Consider the following 3,980-nt stretch of genomic DNA (forward strand, 5'->3'; position numbering starts at 1 on the left):
CGCGCAGTTCGCGGTGAGTCTCGTCACGAAGTCGCGCATTTCGGCTGTCCACTCGCGGCCACAAACTGTTCATCCGGGCGCCGTCTGCCGTCCCAGACGTGCTCCCACCTGCGGTTTTGTCTACACCGTCAGGCCGATGTAACTCTCCATACTCCCTTGGTCATCTCCGCGTCACATAAAATGTGTACGGTGCATCTGATATGTGTTGTACATGCGATGTGCAGTATGCACATCATGTGCAGGGCACATAGTGCTGCACCAAGAAACGGGAGAACCAGTGGACAGCTCCACACCCACCGTCAAGACCGGCGGCGCCATCATCGCCGTGCTGGCTCTCGGGGGGATCACTGCGTCGATCACGCAGAGCATGGTCGTCCCCCTGATCGCCGACCTGCCGCGCATCCTGGACACCTCGTCCTCGAACGCCGCCTGGGTCATCACCGCGACGCTGCTGACCTCATCGGTCTGCGTCCCGGTCAGCGGCAGACTCGGCGACCTGTACGGCAAGCGCCGCATGCTGCTGGTCTGCACCATCCCGCTGATCGTGGGCTCGGTCATCTGCGCGCTGTCCACCACGGTCCTCCCGATGATCATCGGCCGCTGCCTCCAGGGCATGGGCATGGGCATGGTGTCCCTGGGTGTCAGCGCCCTGCGCGAACTGCTGCCGCCCGAGCGCCTCGGCTCCGGGATCGCACTGATCAGCTCCTCCCTGGGCATCGGCGCCGCACTCGGCCTGCCGGTCGCGGCGACCGTCATAGGCAACGCCAACTGGCGTGTACTGTTCTGGGGCGTCGCGGTTTTGGCCGCGGTGATCGCCCTCCTCATCTGGCGCATCGTGCCCCCGACGCCCGGCCGACAGGGCGGCAAATTCGACTTCGTCGGCGGCCTGGGGCTGGGGATCGCCCTCGTCTGCCTGCTCCTGGGGGTGTCCAAGGGCGCCGACTGGGGCTGGGGCAGCGGCCTCACGCTGGGGCTGCTCGCGATGTCCGTCGTGGTCCTGCTCGTCTGGGGCTGGTGGGAACTGCGCACCGACCAGCCGCTGGTCGACCTCCGCGTCACCGCGCGGCCGACCGTCCTGATGACGAACATCGCCTCGATCGTGCTCGGACTCGCCATGTACGCGCAGTCGCTGATCCTCCCTCAGCTCCTGCAACTGCCCTCGGAGACCGGCTACGGGCTGGGCCAGTCGATGCTGCAAATGGGGCTGTGGATGGCCCCGGCGGGCCTGATGATGATGGCCACCTCGCCGCTCGGCGCGCGGCTGTCCGCCATACGCGGCCCCAAGGTCACCCTCGTCGCGGGCGCGCTCATCATGTCGCTCGGCTACGGCTCGTCGCTTTTCCTGTTCGGCTCACCGTGGACGGTTACGCTCGTCAGTTGCATCTGCATGACGGGACTCGGCCTGGCGTACGGCGCGATGCCCGCCCTGATCATGGGCGCGGTGCCCGTCTCGGAGACCGGATCGGCCAACAGTTTCAACACCCTGATGCGTGCGGTCGGCAGTTCGATCTGCGCCGCGATGGTCGGTGTGGTGCTGTCGCAGATGACCATCGACTTCGGCGGCCGTACCGTGCCGTCCGAGGCCGGTATCCACACCGCGATGCTGATCGGCTGCGGCCTCGCCCTCGCCGCGGCGGTGGTCGCGTCCATGATCCCGGTGCGCCGCGCCGGTCGCCCGGCCGAACGACAGGGCGTCCCCGTCGAGCCGTCCAAGGTGGCGGTGTCCTGACGCACTGACGCAATGTGCGCGGCCCCTCCCGGCCGCCGCACGAGGACCATCGGAAGGCCGGCCGCCCACAAGGCGACCGGCCTTCCGTCGGCGGCTAGGACGAGGAGCAACTCGACGACGACGAACACGACGACGAGGACGAGGACGAGGAGCAGCTCGACGACGAGGAGGAACACGACGACGAGGACGAGCAACTCGACGATGAGGAGCACGATCCCGACGACGAGCACGAGGACGAGCCGCTCCGGGGGTCCGTGTCCGCGCACGAATCCGAGCCGAACCACGAGACGTCCGGGAAGTCCGGGGCCGAACCGCCTCCCCAGCCCGTGTGGTAAGTGGTTGTGGTGGCGAACACCTGCTCGTGGCGCGGCCGTTCCCGCCGGAAGATGTCGAGCAGATCCGGGTCCGTGAGCCTGCCGAGCCCGAATACCGCCACGGCGCCGAGGCCGGTGCCGCCCGCGACGGTTGCGCCCAACCGCTGTTGCAGCGACGCTTCCGCGCGCAGTCGGCTCGCGTGGAAGTCGGCGAGTTGGGTGTGCATGCCGATCGGCCGCATCGTCAGGACCGTGATCAGCAGCGAACACACCATGACACCCGCGATGTGGGCCAGGAGGGAGGCGACGAACAGCCCGGCGTCGTCCGCCGGATCGGCCATGACCCCGGGGATGAAGACGGTCACGAAGCTGACCGTGGCCCAGATGGACAGGACGGTCCGAGCGTTCCTGCGCAGCTTTTCCGACCCCGGACGGCGCAGCACCCCCACATTCGCCAGGCGGTCGCCGACCTCCTGGACTTCGGCGCAGCGGGCCCCGGCTGCGCGGACGTCGGCCAGCGGCGCCGGCCCGCCGGATTGCTCGACACCGCGCAGCACACCGAGGGCGACGCGGTCCTGCGGGCGGCGTCCGGTCGCGGTCACGGTGCCGTCCCGGTTGATGTGCACCGCGCCGCAGGAGCGCAAGGCGAGGAGCGCGAGGTCGGCCATGCGGGCGGGCCCGGAACAGATGAAGGCCGCCTCGTACAGGTCGAGGCTTTCGACCGACGGCCCGACGCCGCCGCGCGCCCGTCCCTTGACGAGCGCGACGACGGCGAAGGCGATGGCGCACGCCGTGAGGACGACGTACGTGATGAGAGCGACTATCGGGTCCATGCACAGTAAGTGGGAGGCCGGGCCGCTTCGGTTCGTGTTGTTGCCGAATCGATGGACAACCACGACCGGGCCGATGTCGTTTGCGGACAACTCTGCCCGTTCTGTGACCGCCGGGCCGGGAACCCTGCCGCGGCGGCGAGTTCGGGGCGGGGCGGATCAGGCCTGCCGGCCGACGGGTTCGCCGGAGGGCTCGGCGGTCTGCATGCCGGCCGCTGGTTCCTCCGGGTTCGGCGCCGCGTCCGCCGGTGCGGGAGGAGCCTTGCGGATGATCAGGCCGAGTACGCTGACGGCTGCGGCGACGGCGATCAGGAAGGTTCCGCGGAACGCCTCGACGACGGCGTGCGATTCGCTGCGGTTCCGGAAGACGAGCGCGGCGACGGCGATGCCGAGGGCGCCGCCGAGCTGTTTTGACCGCCCCTGCGGACCCGTCCCGCGACACCGCGCTCGACTGCTCCCTGACCGTCCTGACCGGCGACGCCGACCCCAAGGTGTCCTTGGCCGAGGCTGCCGCGTGGCGCGAACACACCACAGGCGACTTCGCGCTCCACGCTTTCCCGGGCGGTCATTTCTATCTCACGGACCATCAGAAGGCGGTCACCGAGCATTTGTTCCACGCCTTGAGCGCCGCAAAAGGCTCATAGACACACCAATTCGATCAAGTCAACGCGCCACAAGGCGTCCACCGAACGGATGACGATTGCCGGCCGCTTCGTGTGGGCAGGCAATGAGCGCCGGGGGATTGCGCCGGCAGGCAACGCGTCGAGGAAGGCGCGGTGTCGTAGGACTTACGGAGGGTTCGGTCGATGGCGACTGGCACGGTGAAGTGGTTCAACGCGGACAAGGGCTTCGGCTTCATCACGCAGGACGAGGGGGGTCCGGACGTGTTCGTCCACTTCTCCGCGATCAACGCCTCCGGGTACCGCGAACTCCAGGAGAACCAGCGGGTCTCGTACGACGTCACCCAGGGCGCCAAGGGCCCCCAGGCGGCGAACGTCACCGCCGAGAAGTAGAACCACCCGCGCCCGGTGCCCCGCCCGCGCCACCAGTAGCCGGGCGGGACACCGGGCGTCGTCGTGCCGCCGAACGCCGCCGAACGCCGGCGGA

Annotated in this window: 4 protein-coding genes; 3 read left to right on the forward strand and 1 reads right to left on the reverse strand. The window is 68.8% G+C overall.

Annotated features, from left to right (window positions below; all coding sequences use genetic code 11):
- Nucleotides 1–277 precede the first annotated feature (277 nt).
- Nucleotides 278–1,729 carry an MFS transporter gene (locus tag ACRX5W_RS32930; protein ID WP_436792070.1) on the forward strand — a complete coding sequence of 484 codons (1,452 nt, stop codon included), beginning with the start codon at nucleotides 278–280 and terminating at the stop codon, nucleotides 1,727–1,729.
- A 94-nt stretch (nucleotides 1,730–1,823) separates the two neighbouring features.
- On the opposite strand, the gene ACRX5W_RS32935 is transcribed toward ACRX5W_RS32930, so the two are convergent.
- Nucleotides 1,824–2,876 (reverse strand): TIGR04222 domain-containing membrane protein, encoded by a 1,053-nt coding sequence (locus tag ACRX5W_RS32935; RefSeq protein WP_436792071.1) that lies wholly within the window; start codon nucleotides 2,874–2,876, stop codon nucleotides 1,824–1,826.
- 407 nt (nucleotides 2,877–3,283) lie between these two features.
- Here ACRX5W_RS32935 and ACRX5W_RS32940 point away from each other — a divergent pair, with 407 nt between their 5' ends.
- Entirely contained in the window at nucleotides 3,284–3,517 is a 234-nt protein-coding gene (locus ACRX5W_RS32940; protein ID WP_436792072.1) for a thioesterase II family protein, read from the forward strand.
- 162 nt (nucleotides 3,518–3,679) lie between these two features.
- Nucleotides 3,680–3,886: a cold-shock protein gene (locus ACRX5W_RS32945; protein WP_436792073.1), complete on the forward strand. Its 207-nt coding sequence runs from the start codon at nucleotides 3,680–3,682 to the stop codon at nucleotides 3,884–3,886.
- Nucleotides 3,887–3,980 lie beyond the last annotated feature (94 nt).

It is taken from the genome of Yinghuangia sp. YIM S10712, assembly GCF_051388935.1.
Taxonomy (GTDB): Bacteria; Actinomycetota; Actinomycetes; order Streptomycetales; family Streptomycetaceae; genus Yinghuangia.

Bases quoted from the DNA above. Each gene is read 5' to 3' on its own strand.
- ACRX5W_RS32935 (WP_436792071.1), bottom strand. From the start codon at position 2,876: ATGGACCCGATAGTCGCTCTCATCACGTACGTCGTCCTCACGGCGTGC.
- ACRX5W_RS32945 (WP_436792073.1), top strand. From the start codon at position 3,680: ATGGCGACTGGCACGGTGAAGTGGTTCAACGCGGACAAGGGCTTCGGC.